The organism is Alteromonas macleodii ATCC 27126 (assembly GCF_000172635.2).
In the GTDB taxonomy this organism is placed as follows: Bacteria; Pseudomonadota; Gammaproteobacteria; order Enterobacterales; family Alteromonadaceae; genus Alteromonas; species Alteromonas macleodii.
Genome location: NC_018632.1, coordinates 2,980,334 through 2,999,576, shown reverse-complemented (window position 1 = coordinate 2,999,576; position 19,243 = coordinate 2,980,334). Strand labels below are relative to the sequence as shown.

At 45.8% G+C, this 19,243-nt stretch carries 17 protein-coding genes and 1 pseudogene; all 18 read left to right on the top strand.

Features of this window, described 5'->3' with window-relative positions:
- Window positions 1–197 precede the first annotated feature (197 nt).
- Window positions 198–683, top strand: coding sequence for a Fe-S cluster assembly transcriptional regulator IscR (iscR, locus tag MASE_RS12875; protein WP_014950178.1), 486 nt, complete (start codon window positions 198–200; stop codon window positions 681–683).
- A gap of 18 nt (window positions 684–701) precedes the next feature.
- The gene (locus tag MASE_RS12870; RefSeq protein WP_014950177.1) at window positions 702–1,868 is read left to right on the top strand and encodes an IscS subfamily cysteine desulfurase; all 1,167 of its coding nucleotides are present in this window, start codon (window positions 702–704) and stop codon (window positions 1,866–1,868) included.
- Between the two features lie 394 nt (window positions 1,869–2,262).
- On the top strand, window positions 2,263–3,699 hold the full coding sequence (gene sufB / locus MASE_RS12865; RefSeq protein WP_014950176.1) for a Fe-S cluster assembly protein SufB: 1,437 nt from the start codon (window positions 2,263–2,265) through the stop codon (window positions 3,697–3,699).
- Between the two features lie 3 nt (window positions 3,700–3,702).
- Window positions 3,703–4,464, top strand: a complete 762-nt coding sequence (gene sufC / locus MASE_RS12860) for a Fe-S cluster assembly ATPase SufC (protein ID WP_014950175.1) — start codon at window positions 3,703–3,705, stop codon at window positions 4,462–4,464.
- The gene (gene sufD / locus MASE_RS12855) at window positions 4,461–5,717 is read left to right on the top strand and encodes a Fe-S cluster assembly protein SufD (protein ID WP_014950174.1); all 1,257 of its coding nucleotides are present in this window, start codon (window positions 4,461–4,463) and stop codon (window positions 5,715–5,717) included. Before sufC ends, sufD begins: the two co-directional genes overlap by 4 nt.
- Window positions 5,714–6,931 (top strand): aminotransferase class V-fold PLP-dependent enzyme, encoded by a 1,218-nt coding sequence (locus MASE_RS12850; protein ID WP_014950173.1) that lies wholly within the window; start codon window positions 5,714–5,716, stop codon window positions 6,929–6,931. Before sufD ends, MASE_RS12850 begins: the two co-directional genes overlap by 4 nt.
- A gap of 9 nt (window positions 6,932–6,940) precedes the next feature.
- Complete coding sequence (locus MASE_RS12845) at window positions 6,941–7,297, top strand: HesB/IscA family protein (RefSeq protein WP_014950172.1); 357 nt, start codon at window positions 6,941–6,943, stop codon at window positions 7,295–7,297.
- Window positions 7,298–7,347: 50 nt separating this feature from the next.
- Window positions 7,348–7,881: a putative Fe-S cluster assembly protein SufT gene (sufT, locus tag MASE_RS12840; RefSeq protein WP_014950171.1), complete on the top strand. Its 534-nt coding sequence runs from the start codon at window positions 7,348–7,350 to the stop codon at window positions 7,879–7,881.
- Window positions 7,882–7,940: 59 nt separating this feature from the next.
- The gene (locus tag MASE_RS12835) at window positions 7,941–8,351 is read left to right on the top strand and encodes a SufE family protein (RefSeq protein ID WP_014950170.1); all 411 of its coding nucleotides are present in this window, start codon (window positions 7,941–7,943) and stop codon (window positions 8,349–8,351) included.
- A gap of 271 nt (window positions 8,352–8,622) precedes the next feature.
- Window positions 8,623–9,054, top strand: a complete 432-nt coding sequence (gene ndk / locus MASE_RS12830) for a nucleoside-diphosphate kinase (protein WP_012519000.1) — start codon at window positions 8,623–8,625, stop codon at window positions 9,052–9,054.
- Window positions 9,055–9,368: 314 nt separating this feature from the next.
- Window positions 9,369–10,485: pseudogene (gene rlmN / locus MASE_RS12825) on the top strand (dual-specificity RNA methyltransferase RlmN).
- Window positions 10,486–10,509: 24 nt separating this feature from the next.
- Window positions 10,510–11,700, top strand: coding sequence for a type IV pilus biogenesis/stability protein PilW (gene pilW / locus MASE_RS12820; RefSeq protein WP_014950169.1), 1,191 nt, complete (start codon window positions 10,510–10,512; stop codon window positions 11,698–11,700).
- A 6-nt stretch (window positions 11,701–11,706) separates the two neighbouring features.
- Window positions 11,707–12,744 carry a RodZ domain-containing protein gene (locus tag MASE_RS12815; RefSeq protein WP_014950168.1) on the top strand — a complete coding sequence of 346 codons (1,038 nt, stop codon included), beginning with the start codon at window positions 11,707–11,709 and terminating at the stop codon, window positions 12,742–12,744.
- Between the two features lie 8 nt (window positions 12,745–12,752).
- Window positions 12,753–13,871: a flavodoxin-dependent (E)-4-hydroxy-3-methylbut-2-enyl-diphosphate synthase gene (gene ispG, locus MASE_RS12810; protein WP_014950167.1), complete on the top strand. Its 1,119-nt coding sequence runs from the start codon at window positions 12,753–12,755 to the stop codon at window positions 13,869–13,871.
- An 82-nt stretch (window positions 13,872–13,953) separates the two neighbouring features.
- Entirely contained in the window at window positions 13,954–15,237 is a 1,284-nt protein-coding gene (hisS, locus tag MASE_RS12805) for a histidine--tRNA ligase (RefSeq protein WP_014950166.1), read from the top strand.
- 12 nt (window positions 15,238–15,249) lie between these two features.
- Complete coding sequence (locus MASE_RS12800; RefSeq protein WP_014950165.1) at window positions 15,250–15,870, top strand: YfgM family protein; 621 nt, start codon at window positions 15,250–15,252, stop codon at window positions 15,868–15,870.
- 44 nt (window positions 15,871–15,914) lie between these two features.
- Window positions 15,915–17,174, top strand: a complete 1,260-nt coding sequence (bamB, locus tag MASE_RS12795; protein WP_014950164.1) for an outer membrane protein assembly factor BamB — start codon at window positions 15,915–15,917, stop codon at window positions 17,172–17,174.
- 290 nt (window positions 17,175–17,464) lie between these two features.
- Complete coding sequence (gene der, locus MASE_RS12790; protein WP_014950163.1) at window positions 17,465–18,910, top strand: ribosome biogenesis GTPase Der; 1,446 nt, start codon at window positions 17,465–17,467, stop codon at window positions 18,908–18,910.
- The last annotated feature ends 333 nt before the right edge of the window (window positions 18,911–19,243 follow it).

The window sequence follows — 19,243 nt, the reverse complement described above, 5'->3', positions numbered from 1 at the left end:
TTTATTAGCAGACCTTTCCGCGCAAATTTTGCGCCTAATAGTGCTTAATAGGATGGTGCTTAAACGAAACGAAAGTCCTGATACAAAAAAGCGATGAATCGAATCAATAATACCTGACTAATTTACTGGGTCTTATACTTGACCATTTTAGTCGGGTATGTGAAAATTCCCGCACTATAAAACGGCGGGAGAATCCAATGAAACTCACTTCGAAAGGGCGCTATGCGGTTACCGCAATGCTTGATGTCGCTTTGCATTCAAAGCGTGGTCCAGTGCCTCTTGCCGACATTTCAGAACGACAAGAAATTTCTTTATCTTACCTTGAACAGCTTTTTTCTCGATTGCGTAAAGAGCAATTAGTAGACAGCGTTCGCGGGCCTGGCGGCGGCTATTTGTTAGGCCGTGAAGCAAGCAAAATTGCGATAGGCGAAGTCATTCGCGCCGTCGACGAGTCCATTGATGCGACACGTTGCCAAGGACAAGCAGACTGTCAAGGCGGCGATCGCTGCCTAACGCACAGCTTGTGGCAAGACCTAAGTGATCGCATTGCGGCGTTTTTGAATTCAATTACGTTGGGCGAGTTAATGGCAAAGCGTGATGTGCAAGAAGTAGCCGACCGCCAAGACGGTAATGCATCACTTCGTCATATCACCAAAGATATCGAAGTTAGTATTCAACTTTAAATTGGTATTGAGTAACGCATGGCTTTATCAACACCCATTTATTTAGATTACGCAGCAACAACACCGGTAGACCCAAGTGTGGCCGAGGCAATGGCAAAATGCCTAACGCTGGATGGCAACTTTGGTAACCCAGCTTCTCGTAGTTATCGCTTCGGCTGGATGGCAGAAGAAGCGGTTGATGTTGCTAGAAATCAAATCAGCGACGCGATTAATTGCGACCCTAGAGAAATTGTTTTTACTTCGGGGGCCACTGAATCGAACAATCTTGCTATAAAAGGCGTCGCCCAAGGTTATGCCAATAAAGGCAAACATATCATTACCGTTAATACCGAACACAAAGCGGTTTTAGATACCTGTGAGTACTTACAAAGCCAAGGCTTTGAGGTTACGTATCTTGAAGTACAGTCGAACGGGTTAATTGATTTATATGCGCTTGAAAATGCGTTGCGCGACGACACTATTTTGGTGTCGGTGATGCACGTTAACAATGAACTTGGGGTTATCCAAGACATTCAAGCTATTGGCCAGCTTTGTCGTGACAAAGGCATTCTTTTTCATGTGGATGGTGCGCAAAGTGTGGGCAAAATTGCCATTGATTTAGCTGAGCTTCCTATAGATTTGCTGTCTATATCGGCGCACAAGATATACGGCCCGAAAGGTATGGGGGCACTATATGTGCGTCGCCGTCCCAAAATTAATCTGGTGGCACAAATTCATGGCGGTGGCCACGAGCGCGGCATGCGGTCGGGTACATTAGCCACCCATCAAATTGTTGGAATGGGTGAAGCCATCGCGCTAGCCTCCTCAAAAATGGAAGAGGACAGTGCGCGCATATTAGCGCTGCGTGAATCGCTGTGGCAGGGCCTTCAGCAGCTCGACGATGTCTATTTAAACGGACACGCCACACAGCGAATCCCAGGCATTCTAAATGTGAGTTTTGCGGGTGTAGACGGCGAAAGCTTGATGATGGGCTTAAATGATATTGCCGTATCTTCAGGGTCGGCATGTACGTCAGCGAGTTTAGAGCCTTCGTATGTGTTAAAAGCGATTGGCCGCAGCAATGAATTGGCGCATGCAGGAATTAGATTCAGCGTGGGGCGTTTTACGACCCAAGAAGACATCGATTACGTAATACAAAAAGTAGTGGATGTAACCACAAGACTACGCCAAGCGGTTTCAGCATAAACGCCTATACCGTCGTTGAGCGCGGTTTTTTGTAGTAGGCAAAGCGTAGTTAGTGTTAGCGCATTCTTTTTTATTTTAGTGAATGTGGAAGAAAATTAATGCGCGTTTGAAGGAAATGGACCTTTAAGAAGCGTTTAAAACGCGTAAGTGGCCATAAATTAATGGCTGAATATTTGAGTGAAATAGTCGGGTATTATATACTACGGCACCAAAATTTTAGGCTGTCCGCAATGTAACTGGCAGTTTTGGCAACTCTTTTGGGCGTAAACCCAAATAAATGACGTTGTTGAAGTTGAAAGTCGATATAAATTACCAAGACCGTGGGGTGATTTATTTGCCAGTTAAATAGAAAGGTTAGTGGCAGCAAATGCAGGCAAACAAGTGAGATCCCAACATGAGTGAACAGATCGAACAGGCGTTAGAAAGAAAGTACGATGCGGGTTTCTATTCAGAAATCGAATCGGAAACGTTTGAAAGCGGCCTGGACGAGTCGGTTATCCGCCGCATATCAGCAATGAAAAACGAGCCTGAATGGATGCTTGAATGGCGTTTGAAGTCTTATCATGCATGGCTAGAAATGGAAGAGCCTGATTGGGCGCATGTCGACTATCCGAAAATCGATTATCAGGCCATTTCTTATTACTCGGCACCAAAGAGTATGAAAGATAAGCCTAAGTCGCTAGATGAAGTTGACCCTGAGCTACTTCGCACCTATGAAAAGCTGGGCATTCCTCTACACGAGCAGGAAATGCTGGCAGGCGTAGCAGTAGATGCGGTATTCGACTCGGTATCGGTTGTTACTACGTTCCGTGATAAGCTTGAAGAAGCGGGTGTGATCTTTTGCCCAATTTCTGAGGCAGTACAGAAGTACCCGGACCTTGTAAAGAAATACATCGGTTCGGTAGTGCCGCGCACAGATAACTATTTTGCTGCGCTTAATAGCGCTGTATTTACTGACGGTTCATTTGTCTATATTCCAAAAGGCACACGTTGCCCAATGGAGCTTTCTACTTATTTCCGTATTAACGAAATGAACACCGGTCAGTTCGAGCGTACCTTGATTGTTGCTGATGAAGGCAGCTATGTAAGCTACCTTGAAGGTTGTACTGCACCACAGCGAGATGAAAACCAGCTGCACGCGGCAGTGGTTGAGCTAGTGGCAATGGACGATGCGCAAATTAAATACTCAACGGTACAGAACTGGTACCCGGGTGACGAGAACGGTAAAGGCGGTATCTACAACTTCGTGACAAAACGTGGTGTAGCGCATACCAATGCCAAAATCTCGTGGACGCAGGTAGAGACAGGTTCTGCGGTAACGTGGAAGTACCCAAGCTGTGTACTTAAAGGCGACAACAGTGTAGGTGAGTTCTACTCAGTAGCGCTTACTCGTGGTCGCCAGCAGGCTGATACCGGTACTAAGATGATCCACGTGGGTAAAAACACCAAGTCGACCATCATCTCTAAAGGTATTTCAGCGGGTAACAGTAACAATGCCTATCGCGGGCTGGTTCAAATGGGCCCTCGCGCAGACGGTGCACGTAATTTCACCGAGTGTGACTCGCTACTTATCGGTGACAAATGTGGCGCGCACACATTCCCGTATATCGAAAGCCGCAACCCTTCAGCCATTGTTGAGCACGAAGCAACAACATCGAAGGTGAGCGACGAACAATTATTCCTGTGTCAGCAACGTGGCTTAGACACAGAAAAGGCCGTTTCTATGATTGTTAACGGTTTCTGTAAAGAAGTATTCAAAGAGCTGCCAATGGAATTTGCCGTAGAAGCCGGCAAGCTGCTCGAAATTAGTCTTGAAGGTTCAGTGGGGTAATCAATGCTTAGTATCAAGAATTTACATGCCAGCGTGGAAGAGAAAAACATCATTAAAGGTCTTAACCTTGAAGTTAAACCTGGTGAAGTACACGCTATCATGGGCCCCAACGGAGCCGGTAAAAGTACACTAGGCTACGTCCTATCTGGTCGTGAAGGTTACGAAGTAAGCGAAGGCGAAGCCACGCTTAACGGTAAAGACCTATTAGAGCTTGAAGTAGAAGAGCGTGCCCGTGAAGGCCTTTTCCTTGCGTTCCAATACCCAGTTGAAATTCCTGGCGTAAGCAATATGGAATTCATGAAAGAGTCAGTTAACGCTATGCGCGAACAGCGCGGCGAAGCGCCATTAACAGCTGCTGAGTTTTTAAAGAAAGCAAAAGAAGCGTGCAAGCAGGTACAGCTTCCATTGGATTTCTTGAAGCGCGGTGTAAACGAAGGCTTCTCTGGTGGTGAGAAGAAGCGTAACGAAATCATGCAAATGATTTTGCTAGAGCCAAAGCTTTGTATTCTTGATGAATCAGACTCTGGCCTTGACGTTGATGCACTTCAGGTTGTTGCCGATGGTGTTAACAGCCAGCGCGATGGCGAGCGAAGCTTCATCGTTGTTACCCACTATCAGCGTCTCCTAGACTACATCAAACCTGACTTTGTACACATTCTTGCCGACGGCAAAATTGTGAAAAGCGGTGACGCGTCACTAGCGCTGGAAGTAGAGAAGAGCGGATACGCATTCCTAGGTAAAGCGTACGAGGAGGCTGAAGCATGAGTCAATGGCTAGAACAGGTCATTGATGCGGCGCAAATCTCCGATTACTTAGCGCCCGTGCGTCAGCAGGCCTTAGAAAAGTTAAAAGCTGATGGTTGGCCAGCCCGTAGAAACGAAAGCTGGCGTTTTACGCCGCTAACACCCGTTGAAAAGCGTGAAGCTAAGCAAGCGGTTCAGGCAGACAGTTTACCGGTACCCGCTATCGATAACCTAAATGCTATCGACCTAGTATTTGTAGACGGTGTCTTGGTCACGCAGGTTAATACGCTAAATGTGCCAGCGGGCATGAGCATCACGTCGCTTAATAATGATGATACTGCCACGCAGCAAGCAATCAGCAGTGTATACGGTCAGGTTAAACCAACCCGTCATATGTTTGGCCTAGTTAACGATGCGCTGTGCCAACACGGTATATTTATTAATGTTGAAGCAGGTGCGAGGATTGACACGCCAATTCGCATTGTGAACATGGCGTCGCAAAATGTTGATGCTCATACGCGTGTGGTGGTGAAGGTCGCTGAAGGCGCAAGTGCTACTGTTATCGAGCAAGGTTTTGGCGATACTGAAAGTTTAACCACAGCGTTTGCTGAATATGACCTTGCTGATGATGCACACCTAGAGCACTATCGTTTTGCTATGTTTACCGGCAAAGCCAAGCAATTAGGCGGCAGCCACTTCAAACTTCATAACCGCACCACGCTTAACAGCACCATGGTGGGCTATGGAAGTGAGCTTTCCCGTTTAGATGTAGACATTCATCACGCCGGCGAATTTGCCGATGCAAAAATGAATGCCATTTATCTTCTGGCGGAAGGCGAGTTATTTGACCTTCACTCCACCATTGAGCACGCGATGCCTAATGGCACAACAGAAGAAAACGCGCGTGGGATTGTAGGCGATAAAGCACGTGCCGTGTTCAATGGTCGCATTCATATTCATCGTGATGCGCAAAAGACATTGGCTGAACTTAATAACCGCAACTTGTTGCTATCTCGTCGCGGCGTTATCAACACCAAGCCTGAGCTTGAAATTTATGCTGATGACGTAAAATGTGCCCACGGTGCAACGGTTGCTGAAATTGAAGAAGAAGCCTTGTATTACATGCTTACCCGCGGCGTTTCTCGCAGTAAAGCACTGGTAATGTTCAACTTTGGCTTCATTCAAGAGCTTATAAATGACGTGCCTAATGCGGCAGTCCGTGAATGGCTAGCACCAATTTTAAGTGAGCGCTTCGCCCAAATGGAGGTGAAATGAGCTTAGACGTTGCAGCACTTCGTGCCCAGTTTCCTATTTTATCTAAAACGGTAGACGGCAAGCCGCTGGTCTACCTAGATAACGCGGCAACAACACAAAAACCTCAGGCCGTTATCGACGCCTTAGTAGATTTTTACACGGGGACGAATGCAAACGTGCACCGCGGTGCGCACCATTTATCGGATGAAGCCACGCGCCGTTACGAAAATGCACGTTCCAGCGTTGCAAAGTTCATTAACGCGAAAGCGCGTGAAGAAGTTATTTGGACATCCGGCACCACAGAAGCCATCAATATAGTCGCCAATGGTCTTGGACAGCTACTAAGCGAAGGTGACGAAGTAATGGTGACCGAGCTTGAGCACCACGCAAACTTGGTTACTTGGCAACAAGCGTGTCGCCGTTCTGGTGCAACGCTAAATGTTGTACCTATTTTCGACAGCGGAGAGTTAGACGTAGACGCTTTCGATAGACTGCTGTCTGAAAACACAAAGCTAGTGGCGTTTCCCCACGTATCGAATGCACTAGGTACGGTGAACCCAATTAAACTGCTGACTGAAAAAGCGAAAGCGGTTGGCGCATGGGTGCTGGTTGATGGCGCACAGGGCATTGCTCACGGCGGTGTTGACGTACAAGACATTGGCTGTGATTTTTACGCGTTTTCAGGCCACAAGCTATTCGGCCCAACGGGCATTGGCTGTCTGTGGGGCAAAAAAGAGGTGCTAGAAACCTGGCCTGTTTGGCAGGTAGGCGGCGAGATGATCAAAGACGTGACCTACCATGAAGCCACATGGGGAGCATTGCCAAATCGATTAGAAGCCGGTACGCCAAACATCGCAGGTGCCATTGGTATGGGCGCTGCAGTAGATTGGTTTAGTGCTCTTGATGTCAATGCTTTGCATGAACATGAACAAAAGCTGCTTGCCTATGCTACAGAGCAGGCCGAAGCGTTTGACGGTATGCGGATAATCGGTACGGCACCTAACAAGGTAGGCGTGCTGAGCTTTCTACTTGAAGGTGCGCACCCGGCGGACGTGGGCTTCATTCTGGATAGACAAGGCGTTGCGATCCGCACCGGTGACAACTGTGCACAGCCGCTAATGAAGCGCTTCGGTATACCGGGTACTGCCCGTGCGTCGTTCTCAATTTACAATACGCTTGAAGAAGTAGACAGCCTATTTGCTGCGCTTAAAAAAGCAAAAATGATGTTGGCCTAAGGAGGCATTATGAGTGTTGAAACTTTCGTACCTAGTACAAAGCTCATTTCGCTAACTGACAGTGCCGTTAAGCATTTCGAAAGTAAGCTTAAAGACAAGCCTGGTCAGTTAATTCGTTTATCGACAAAAGTAAGCGGCTGTACAGGTTACGCTTATGTGCTTGATTTCGCAGATAGTGCGCAAGCCGATGACGAAATTGTTGAAATTTCGCCACTACTTAACGTAGCCGTTGCTGCAGATGCCACCGACCTACTGCGTAATACTGAAATTGATTACGTTACAGAAGGTGTGAACGGCGTCATTAAATACAACAACCCGAACGTGGTTGATGAGTGCGGATGCGGTGAAAGCTTTAACGTTGGCTAAGTGCCACGTCAAAGGCCATCAGTGGTAGAACAAAGAGTACTAAGTAGCTTATGAAGCAAAAAATGGTGACCACCGAGCGCGACTGTAAAGCGCGCTTGGTTCCAGCGGGCAATCCTACCGTGATCCCTGAAGGCGAGTTTGTGAATATCACCCAAGAGCTCGGTGGTAACTATACGGTAACGTGGCGCGGCAACATGTACCGCATCGACGGTACTGATGCAGGTGCTATTGGCCGTAAGGCGATGACATTAAGCTTTGACGCGCCAGAAGATGGTCACATTAGCGAACAGCAAGTGTGGGATGCGCTTGAAACTATCTTTGACCCTGAGATCCCTATCAACCTTGTATCCCTTGGTCTTATCTACAAAGTGGAAATTGACCAAGGCACAGGCAGCGTTAATATTGATATGACCCTGACCGCACCAGGCTGTGGCATGGGCCCAGTATTGGTTGGCGACGTTGAATACCGCGTTGCCATGGTTCCCCATGTTAAAAACGTCAACGTAGAGCTTGTATTCGACCCTGCATGGTCCCGTGATATGATGAGTGAAGAAGCACAGCTTGAAGCAGGCCTGTTCTTCTAATCATCCACACAGTGAAATTTAATCACACAATTTTTCAAACAAATTAAGCGGAAATAGCAATGCAACTACCTAGCAGTGACGAAATTATTGATGATTTAGCGTTCTTCGACGATTGGGAACAGCGTTATCAGTACATCATTGATTTAGGGAAATCTATTCCGGGCTTGCCTGAAGATGCTAAAACACCCGAGCGTTTGGTCAAAGGGTGTCAGAGCAGCGTTTGGCTGGTGGAGTCTTACGACGGCAATAAAATCAACTTTGACGTAGACAGCGATGCAGTTATCGTTCAAGGGCTGCTTGCGTTAGTACTTGCCGCTTATAATGACAAAACGCCAACAGATATTTTGGCGTTTGATATCGACGGCTATTTTGAAGCACTAGACCTAGAGCGTCATATAACGCCAACCCGCGGCAATGGCTTACGCGCCATTGTGGGTAAAATTCAAGAATTAGCAAAAGCCAACGCTTAACTTTTTAAGCGTTGGTTTCTTTAAGCCGTTTTAGGGTTTCATAGTAAAGGCAGTGGGGCAGGTGAGTCCTCGATAATTAGTTCTGTGCAAAATAATCTGTACGCTGTCATCATATTGTCATCGCCAACAGGCTAACCTTTCTCTACATTTGCGCATAAAAACAGTACTTTATATCTGATTTGATAAAGGCTCTGGTCAAGCTGCTATTTATTGCCTATAATTCGCGGCCAAAATTTTAAAGATACACACACTATTTGTTTGGAGAGAGAACATGGCTCTTGAGCGTACTTTTTCGATTATCAAGCCTGATGCGGTAGCTAAAAACGTAATCGGTGCAATTTACAACCGTTTCGAATCTGCAGGTCTTCGCATCGTGGCATCTAAGATGATCCACATGAGCAAAGAGCAAGCAGAAGGCTTTTATGCAGAACACAAAGAGCGTCCTTTCTTCGGCGCACTTGTAGACTTCATGACGTCTGGTCCTGTTATGGTTCAAGTACTAGAAGGCGAAAACGCAGTTCTAGCTAACCGTGAAATCATGGGCGCAACTAACCCAGCTGATGCAGCTGCAGGTACACTGCGTTCAGACTACGCTGCGTCAATCGACGAAAACGCAGTTCACGGTTCTGACGCACCTGAGTCAGCAGCACGTGAAATTGCTTACTTCTTCTCTGAAGAAGAAATCTGCCCACGTACTCGCTAAGATTACGTAGGTAGAATTAACGGGGCTATAAGCCCCGTTTTTTGTTTCTGAGCGTCTGAGCACGCTTTATGCTGCTTTGCTCGGCGCTCATTTAGGCAAGCTAAACCACGCTTCTCGCGCATTGCCAAACTTAACGTTTCTCTGCGTTAAATCGGCTTTTTCTCAAATCTCATCTGTGGTAAAATCCGCGCAAATTTTAATCAGCGCTTTTCTTTTTCTTAAATGTCGTTCAAGACATAGTCGAATCGCTGGTTTTTACACCGTATTCAGTAGTAAGAGGGGCATCCCTCGAAGGTAAAAGGGTCATCTTATTCATGGCAAAAACTAACTTATTAAACTTAAATCGCGAAGGCTTGCGCAATTTCTTCAAAGAAATGGGCGAGAAACCGTTTCGTGCCGATCAGGTGATGAAATGGATTTACCAGCACGGTATCAGCGATTTCGAGGAAATGAGTAACCTCAATAAAAACCTTCGCGCGATGCTCATTGAAAATTGCGAAATTAAAGCGCCTGAAATTGCATACTTTCAAGAAGCGAGCGACGGCACTATTAAGTTTGCACTTACCCTTGAAGGTGGTCAGGAAGTTGAATCTGTTTGGATCCCAGAAACTGACCGTGCAACGCTTTGCGTGTCATCACAGGTAGGTTGCGCGCTAGAGTGTACTTTCTGTTCAACGGCGCAGCAGGGGTTTAACCGTAACCTAAGTGTAAGTGAAATTATTGGTCAGGTATGGCGTGTAGCTACTTTCCTTGGTCTTTCAAAAGACTCAAGCAAACGCCCTATCACTAACGTAGTAATGATGGGTATGGGTGAGCCACTGCTTAACCTTAAAAACGTTGTACCAGCAATGGATATTATGCTGGACGATTTCGGTTTCGGCCTGTCTAAACGCCGCGTTACGCTAAGTACATCTGGTGTAGTACCTGCGCTAGATATGTTGGGTGACCAAATAGACGTAGCGTTAGCTATTTCACTACACGCACCCACCGATGAGTTGCGCAACGAAATCGTGCCTATCAATAAGAAGTACAATATCGAAGCCTTCTTAGCAGGCGTACGTCGTTATCTGGCCAAATCTAAAGCGAACCAAGGCCGTGTAACGGTAGAATATTATGCTTTCAAACATCAATGACAGCACTGAACAAGCGCACCAGTTGGCAAAGGTATTGAAAGACACACCTAGTAAAATAAACTTAATACCATTTAACCCTTACCCAGGTTCGCCTTATACATGTTCAAGCAATTCGCGTATTGATAGATTCGCAAAAGTGCTTATGGAATATGGGTTTACAACCGTTGTGCGTAAAACGCGAGGTGATGATATCGACGCAGCATGCGGTCAATTAGTGGGTGATGTGGTAGACAGAACGAAAAGAATGTTAAAAAAACAGGTGAAGGGCGAAGCAATTTCAGTAAAAATGGCCCAATAATCATTAAGATATTAGGGTAAGACTATGGTTGCGGGATTGCGAACTTCACTTAAAATTGGCTTTTTAAGCGCGATTATTTTCACTTCTGGCTGTGTCAGTAATAGCCAGTCAGGGTTGTATGGCGGTAACTTCGATCACGAAGAAGCTGCCAAAACACGCATGTCCCTTGGTCTTACCTACCTTCAAAATAACAACTACACGCAGGCAAAAAAGAACCTCGACAAAGCGCTTGAGTTTAATCCACGCTCTGCAGACGTTCAGTTCGCTATGGCATATTACTATCAACTGGTGGGCGATAACCTTCGAGCGGAAGAGTACTATGAAACTGCTATCGACCTAGCGCCTAACAATGGCGATATTGCCAACAGTTATGGCGCGTTTAAATGCCAAAACGGCGAATACGAAAAAGCCAAAGCGTATTTCTTTGATGCGATAAATAACAGGCTTTACGCTAACGCAGCGCAAACCTACGAGAACTTGGCATTGTGCGCGCAAAGTCAAGGTAAGCTAGATGAAGCGATCGGCTATTTTCAAGACGCATTAAAACATCAGCCTGCTAGGGGCAAAAGCCTGTTCTTACTCAGTGAACTTTACACGGTTTCAGAACAGTGGGAACTTGCTGAATCTACGTTACGAAAATACGAACGTGTTGCCAAAGTTACGCCAGATTCATTGTGGTTAGCTTATGAAATAGCCAAAGGGAAAGGGGATCTAGAGACTGCAAAGGGGTATGGCGAAATGATGATGTCATTGTTCCCTGAAAGTGAGCTTACTAAACGTTACTTAGTGCAACGTGAAAGTATGCAAAACAAAGTGGTTAAAACCGTCAAATCTACACAGCCAAACGATTTTGAAACACAAATAAGCGAAAACCAAACAAATACCGACGGGCTTACACAAACATCATCAAACGATAAAGAAAATGAAAAGAGCGTCGCCCAAGACAACGACGCTCAGCGTCAATCTCAGAGCAATAACACCGACAACGCTCCTACAGCCACAGCTAACACACCAGAAAAAGCACAAAATACTGAATTATCTGTGCAAAGTGATAAATTCCATGTAGTAAAAGAAGGTGAAAACTTATATCGTATTTCTTTATTGCACAATATCAAAATGGCAACACTGCAAGAGTGGAATAACCTTGAAAATACTGGCGCTATTATTGCTGGTCAGACGCTTTGGTTAGTACCACCGAGTATGCAGGAGGAATAAGGTTTAATGGTGTCGGAAGAAAAAGCGAATCAAGAAGTTACTTCGCAACAACAAGAAAACACGCCAAGTCCAGGGGCAATGCTAAAAGCGCGCCGTGAAACGCTAGGTTTGTCTCAACAAGATATTGCTGATAAATTATTTTTGAAAGCTAAGCAAATCAATGATTTAGAAAATGATGTCATTGATGAAAAGTCTTCGGTGACTTTTACAAAAGGATACGTGAGAAATTATGCCAAGCAATTAGGCATGAATTCTCAAGAAGTTATTGAGGCATTCGAACGCTTCCACAATCAAACATCTGTACCGTCTTCAGAGAAATTACAGAGCTTTTCAAAGCGTGTCGCAAAACAGACACACGATGACAGGTGGATGATGGTAACTTATGTTATTTTACTTCTTATTATTGCCGCCGTTGTCGTGTGGTGGTATCAACAGCCTAGTGACGACACGGTAGCTGAACTGCCACTTAGTGAGGCTGTTAAGCGAGAAGCCGCTAATACGCCTGTCCCATCGGCGGGCACAGATACCGACAATGTAACTACTGACGCCTCGTCGTCGCAGGGTGATACGGCTGGAAACAATCAGCTAGACACGGGCGTGAGCGATAGTACAAGCTCAGAAACCAGCGGTGCATTCAGCGACCAAGATAGCGGTTTTAACCAAGACGGTAGCTTGAATGATGGTGCAATCTCAGCACCCGATACAGAGGTAAATGATAGCAATAACCTAACCGCTCTGGTTGATTCTGCGAATAGTAACGAACCCCAACCCAACCTTAATGTGAATAGTCAGTCTGATGCAGCGCCAATTGCTATGGTTTTCACTTTCGACGATGACTGTTGGGTTAATATAAAAGACGCGTCTGGAGAAGCTATTGCCTATGGGGTAAAGCTAAAAGGACGAGTTATGGAAATTCAAGGCGTTCCTCCTGTTGAAGTTACGCTCGGTGCACCGGATAATGTGCGCATATCAGTTAACGGCGAGTCTGTTGATATTTCTTCATACCAAAACGGTAAAACAGCTCGCTTCGCACTTCCTTTATAGGTAATTAGATGTTTGCAGAAAGTCCTATTAAACGCAGAAAGTCTACGCGTATTAATGTAGGTAACGTCCCCATTGGTGATGGCGCTCCCATTGCTGTTCAATCTATGACGAATACGCGAACCACTGATGTGGCAGCGACCGTCGATCAAATAAACCGTATTGTTGCAGTGGGTGGGGAGATCGTTCGAGTATCTGTGCCCACGATGGAAGCGGCTGAAGCATTTAAAGAAATTAAAAAGCAGGTGAGTGTGCCACTCGTTGCAGACATTCATTTCGACTACCGTATCGCACTTAAGGTTGCTGAATACGGCGTAGATTGTCTGCGTATTAACCCAGGTAACATAGGTAATATGGAGCGTGTGCGCTCTGTGGTCGATTGTGCAAAAGACAAAAATATTCCTATTCGCATTGGTGTGAACGGTGGCTCGTTAGAAAAAGACTTACAAGAGAAGTACGGTGAGCCAACGCCAGAAGCGCTGGTTGAATCGGCAATGCGTCATGTGGATATTCTCGATAAACTTAACTTTGATCAATTCAAAGTCAGCGTTAAAGCGTCAGATGTTTTCTTAGCTGTTGGCGCCTATCGTTTATTGGCACAAAAAATAGACCAGCCGCTTCACTTAGGTATTACCGAAGCCGGTGGTCAGCGCGCCGGCGCCGTGAAGAGTGCCGTTGGCTTAGGTATGCTATTGGCTGAAGGTATTGGTGATACGTTGCGCGTATCGTTAGCCGCTGATCCGGTGGAAGAAATCAAGGTAGGCTTTGATATTCTGAAGTCACTGCGTATTCGCTCGCGCGGTATAAACTTTATTGCTTGCCCGAGTTGTTCACGACAAGAATTCGATGTAATCGGCACGGTGAATGCTCTTGAGCAGCGATTGGAAGATATTCTTACGCCAATGGATGTCTCTATCATCGGTTGCGTGGTTAACGGCCCAGGCGAAGCAGAAGTGTCTGATTTGGGCCTCACTGGCGCACGTAACATGAGCGGCCTATATGAAGACGGTAAGCGCGTTAAAGAACGTCTTCCTAACGACGATCTAGTGGATAAGCTTGAAGCTAAGATTCGCGCCAAAGCATCGCGTATGAGTGAACAAAATAAAATTCAGGTCTCGGTTAAAGACTGAGACATTTTTTGTTCATTGTTGTTTATTCCCAAAGCCCCTATAATGCGGGGCTTTTCACTATTTAGCAGTATGAGAATTTCACGTGGCTAAGACTATTCAGGCAATTCGAGGCATGAATGACTGCCTACCGGAGATTTCCGGTACATGGCAGAAGGTAGAATCTGTACTTCGTCAGGTTGTGGCGAGTTATGGTTACCAAGAAATACGTACTCCCATCGTTGAAAGCACCGACTTGTTCAAACGTTCTATCGGTGAAGTTACCGATATCGTTGAAAAAGAAATGTATACCTTCGAAGATAGAAATGGCGACAGCTTAACGCTACGTCCAGAAGGTACGGCAAGTTGCGTGCGCGCAGGAAACGAGCACGGCTTATTGTACAACCAGCAGCAACGCCTGTGGTACATGGGGCCAATGTTCCGTCATGAACGTCCACAAAAAGGGCGTTATCGCCAGTTCCATCAGTTCGGTGTAGAGACCTACGGTATGGACGGCCCTGACATCGACTTAGAAGTGATTCTTCTTAGTGCACGCTTTTGGAAAGCTTTTGGTATTGAGCAGCACGTAAAACTTCAAATTAATACGTTAGGTTCAAACGAAGCTCGCGCTGCATATCGCGATACGCTGGTTGAATTCTTAAAACAGCGTGCAGACCAGCTCGACGAAGATTCACTGCGTCGACTTGAAACGAATCCACTTCGCGTACTCGATTCAAAGAACCCTGATGTTCAAGCTGCGATTGCCGATGCGCCAGCGCTAATCGATCATCTTGATGAAGAATCTAAAGTACATTTTGAAACCTTGTGTTCGCGCTTAACGCAAGCAGGCATTGAGTTTGAAATAAATCCTCGACTAGTGCGCGGATTAGATTACTACAACCGTACTGTGTTTGAGTGGGTAACAGACAGCCTGGGAGCCCAAGGTACAGTGTGTGCTGGAGGCCGTTACGATGGCTTGGTAGAGCAACTCGGGGGCAAAGCAACGCCTGCGGTTGGTTTTGCTATGGGTATTGAACGTTTGGTACTGTTGCTAACCACGTTAACCGAAGAAGGTCAGGACTCAAGTTTCGCAGACGTTTACGTAACGGCGATGGGCGAAGAGGCACAGCCATACGCTATTGAGGTAGCAGAGCATCTTCGAAATACGCTTCCTAATACACGCATAATGATGCACTGTGGCGGCGGCAACTTTAAAAAACAATTAAAGCGTGCAGATAAAACAGGCGCACGTTTAGCGCTGCTTTTAGGCAATGACGAAATGCAGTCTCGTGAAGTAGGTGTTAAACCACTGCGCGATGGTCAAGAACAAGTTACGGTCAGCTTCGATGCCTTATCTGATAAGGTTGCAGAGATGCTGAGCGCAAAATAAAAAGAGGACATCATGGAACAGTTCGCAACAGAAGAACAACAAGTAGAAGCGATTAAACGTTTTTGGAAAGAGCACGGTACTGCAATTATTGTCGGTGCAGCGCTTGGTCTAGGTGGCCTTTGGGGCTGGAGAGCGTATTCAGAAGCGCAAATTGAAACTAAAGAAGCGGCATCGGTTGCCTATCAAAATGCCGTAGAGACTTTTGGTACCGAAGGCAGTGACGCAAAAGTTAAAGCTTTTATCGAAGAGAACAAAGACAGTGGTTATGCAAGCATCGCTAGTCTTCTTGCTGCTAAGCAAGCGGTAGATGCCGGTGATTTAGACGCTGCAGCTTCTCACCTAAATAGCGTAGTAACCTTTGCCGAAAATGACGAATTGAAAGTACTTGCCTCACTTCGTTTGTCGCGTGTGCAAATTGAAATGAACCAGCTGGACGCGGCGTTGTCTACGCTTAGCAATGTAACAAACGACGCATTTGCAGCAGAAGTTTCTGAATTAAAAGGCGATGTGTATCAAAAACAAGGCAAGTTTGATGATGCTCGCTTAGCTTATTCAAATGCGTTAGAAAAAAATGCCAACAATCCGCTTTTACAAATGAAGTTAGATAACCTATCGGTATCTGCTGCGCAATAAGCGAAAGCCTTAGGGCTGGTATAAATAATAAAGAGGTACGCAATTTGTTTCACAACACGTGTGGCCGTAAAGGTCGATTTGCTCGCACGATAGGTATGGCACTCGCGGTGTCTATCACAATGTCTGGCTGCTCAACTATTTCAGACTGGTTTGCAGATGATGAAGAATTAGAGATTCGTCGTTTAAAGCCTATTGAGGCTAAATTCACACCTAAATTAGTGTGGGATCGCGATATTGGTGATGGCGTTAATCATTACTTCTCTCGTCTTCGCCCTGTTTATGCCTATGACAAGCTTTATGCTGCCGATCGCCATGGCGCCGTTGTCGCGATGGACCCTGAGTCGGGTAAAGTGTTGTGGGAGAAAGATTTCGCACAGTTTCGCTCTGAGGGCATGCTAAGCTCAGTCACTAATTTGTGGCGTAGCGGTGAGACTGCACGTATTGGTGGTATCGCCGTAGCAGACAGACACGTATTCATTGGTACAGAAAACGGCTATGTAGCTGCAATGGATGCAGAAACCGGAGAGTTAGTTTGGGATGCGTCTGTTCCCGGTGAGATTTTAGCGGCTCCGGCAGCTGATGAAGGTATCTTAGTGGTTAACACGGGTGCTGGTAGCTTATTTGGTTTTAATACCCGCACTGGTGAACAGTTGTGGAGACACGAAGGTGATACTCCTCCGCTAACATTACGTGGTATTTCTGGCCCAATCGCATCTAACGGTGGTGCTATCATCGGCACACCTACAGGTAAAATTCAGGTTAATCTTATCGAAACAGGTGTACTTGCTTGGGAAACGGTAATTGCAACGCCTTCTGGTGCAACAGAGTTAGAGCGTATTGTTGATATCGACACAACGCCTGTTTTATTTGGCGGCACGGTTTACACGGTTTCTTACAACGGAACATTAGCTGCTGTAGAGTTACGTTCAGGTCGTGTAATTTGGAAACGTGAATATGCATCGTTTCGCAATTTGAATATCGACGGCAATAAAATTTTTGTTGTAGACAACAACTCTAACGTTTATGCCCTTGATAGACGAAACGGCGTAGAGCTTTGGTCTCAAGGTTCACTTAAGCATCGCTCATTAACGGCTGCTACTCCAGTAGGCGACCATGTGGTTGTTGGTGATAACTGGGGCTTTCTACACTGGATTGAACAAGAAACAGGTGAAGTTGTTGCACGCCTAGATGTTGGCGGCGATGACGAAGATGATTCAATCTATGCTGCGCCGTTGAAGGTTGATGATAAGATTATAGCGGTAACACGTAATGGCGTAATAGCGTCGGTGCAAGTTCCAAAGTAACAGGAACGTTTCGCTAATATTTAAACAGAAAAGGTGCTTAAAGCGCCTTTTTTTATACCCCGCGGTTTTTTCGGGCCTAAACTTGGGAATTACCAATGGGTAGACGGTTTCTCTTCGTGTTATTGAACGCCATTGGTATTAGGTAGTGAACAAGGTATAATGCGCCCATTCTCAAAAGCCTCATAGTAATTCACCTCTCGTTAGAGAATACAGCTCCCGAACGTTAGTTGTAATAGATGGTGTATGCGGCTTGTGCTTTTTTAGCTTTCATGACCCCTAGGATCTGATAAATGTTACCCGTTGTTGCTTTGGTTGGCCGCCCTAATGTTGGTAAGTCAACCTTGTTTAATCGCCTTACAAATACCCGTGATGCACTAGTTGCTGACTACCCGGGGCTAACTCGCGACCGTAAATACGGCCAAGCGAAATTTGAAAAGCGCCAGTTCATAGTAGTGGATACCGGCGGTATTACGGGCGATGAAGAGGGCATTGATGCTGAAATGGCACAACAGTCTTTGTTAGCTATAGAAGAGGCTGATGTCGTATTGTTTTTGGTTGACGCCAGAGCAGGTATGCTGCCAGCCGACCAAGGTATTGCTGATCATCTTCGACGCATAAACAAAAAAGTGTTTGTTGTGGCGAACAAGGTTGATGGAATTGACGGCGATAGCGAAAGTGCGGAATTTTATTCCTTAGGCTTAGGTGATATTAAGCAAATAGCTGCGGCGCACGGTCGCGGTGTTAGCCAATTGCTGCAGGACGCCTTAAAGCCACTTGAATCTGATTTCCCGGACATGGAAATTATCGATGAGGAGCCTGAAGAAGAAGAGGATGCTGAAACGCAGCGTCAACGCCTGCAAGAGTTACCTATCAAACTTGCTATCGTAGGTAAGCCCAACGTGGGTAAGTCGACACTGACAAACCGCATTTTAGGTGAAGAGCGCGTGGTGGTGTTCGACATGCCAGGCACCACCCGTGACAGCGTGTACATTCCAATGGAAAGGGATGAGCGTGAATATATCCTAATCGATACCGCGGGCGTGAGAAAGCGCAAGAAAATTAGTGAAGCCGTAGAGAAGTTCTCTATTGTTAAAACTCTTCAGGCAATTGAAGAAGCTAACGTAGTGCTATTGGTTATTGATGCCAGAGAAGGTATTACCGACCAAGATCTTAGCTTATTAGGCTTTGTGCTTAATTCAGGTCGTTCATTAGTAGTTGCCGTGAACAAGTGGGACGGATTAAGTACTGACGTGAAAGACGACATAAAGCGCGAGATGGACCGTCGTTTAGGCTTTATCGACTTTGCTCGAATTCATTTTATTTCTGCGCTTCATGGTTCGGGTGTTGGTAATTTATTTGAGTCTGTACAAGAAGCGTATATGAGCGCGACCAAGCGTATTAATACCGCGCTGCTTACACAAATTATGGAAATGGCTCAGGATGACCATCAACCTCCGCTGGTGCGTGGGCGCCGAGTTAAAATGAAGTATGCTCACGCAGGTGGTTACAACCCACCGGTTATTGTTATTCACGGTAATCAAGTGGATGACTTACCAAGCTCTTATAAGCGTTTCTTGATGAATTACTTTAGAAAAGCGCTAGAAATTATGGGCACGCCTATCAAGATAGAATTCAGAGAAGGCAACAACCCGTTTGAAGGTAAGAAGGCTAATTTGACCTTGGCGCAGCAGCGCAAGCGCCGTCGTATGATGTCTTATTACAAAGATAAAAAGTAGCCTTGTTAAGTACATCGCTGCGCTTATTAGCGTAGTGATGTACAAGTCCGCTATTATAAAAAGTATTAATGTCTCTTTCTTACCACGCTAGTTTTTGCCGCGTTAACAGACCCAAGTATCTATAGCGTTATCAGTGTACTGCATGCATTGCATCAGCCTACCTAAGTTTCAACCCTCCTTTGCTGATTTTACTAAAGCATCAGCCGTGCCAAACTATATTCTGTCGGTCATAATTACAACTAAAGTGTAATATTTTCTATCAGTGAATAATTTTTAGCTTTCATTATATAACCTTAAATTTTGTTAACCCATGCTACATGCGGTATTGCACAT